Genomic DNA, 877 nt, shown 5'->3' with positions numbered 1-877 from the left:
CAACTATCTCATCGACCAATGGTGGGTCGCCGCGATGCCGGGTATCGCCATTTTCGTCGTCAGCCTCGGGTTCAATCTGCTGGGCGACGGTCTGCGCGACGTGCTCGATCCGAAAGCCGCCAAATGAGCACAAAACCTCTTCTCGAAGTCGAAGACCTTCGCGTTCGCTTTCATCTGCGCACCGGCATCGTCGAAGCCGTGCGCGGCGTYTCSTTCSSGCTCGGCCGCGAACGGCTCGGCATCGTGGGTGAATCCGGYTCCGGAAAGTCGCAGACGGGCCGCGCCATTCTCGGCCTCACGCCTCCCCCTGGCGAGACCACGGCCAAGCGCCTCGCCTTTGATGGCATCGATCTCCTCACAGCCTCGAAGCGGACACTGCGCACGTTGCGCGGCGGACGCATCAGCATGGTGATGCAGGACCCCAAATACTCGCTGAACCCGGTGATGACGATCGGCGAGCAAATCATCGAGGCCTATCAGGCGCATGCGAAAGCGAGCCGATCCGAAGCGCGCGACAAATCGCTGGCGATGTTGGAAGCGGTGAAGATGCGTGATCCCACCCGCGTCTTCAGCCTTTATCCGCACGAGGTCTCGGGCGGAATGGGGCAACGCGCGATGATCGCCATGATGCTCGTGACGGACCCCGACCTTCTCATCGCCGACGAGCCGACATCGGCGCTCGACGTGACCGTTCAGATGGAAGTGCTGCGCATTCTCGACGAGCTCGTCTCGGAACGCGGAATGGGCCTGATCTTCATCTCGCACGACCTGAAGCTCGTCTCCTCATTTTGCGACCGGGTGCTCGTCATGTATGCCGGCCACGTGGTCGAGGAGCTGGAAGCCAAACATCTGCGCGAGGCGAAGCATCCTTATACGC

At 61.8% G+C, this 877-nt stretch carries 1 protein-coding gene and 1 pseudogene; both read left to right on the top strand.

The window, feature by feature from the left end; all coding sequences use genetic code 11:
- Positions 1 to 127, top strand: a pseudogene (locus AC1DT3_RS22890) (D,D-dipeptide ABC transporter permease); the annotation flags it as partial.
- The coding region (locus AC1DT3_RS22885) for an ABC transporter ATP-binding protein (protein ID WP_477467454.1) at positions 124 to 877 on the top strand (754 nt) is incomplete at its 3' end. The pseudogene AC1DT3_RS22890 and the gene AC1DT3_RS22885, both read left to right, overlap by 4 nt.

The organism is Microvirga sp. P4_G7, assembly GCF_056401005.1.
Note: the sequence above shows the minus strand (reverse complement) of the source record. Positions and strands in the feature narration are given on the sequence as shown.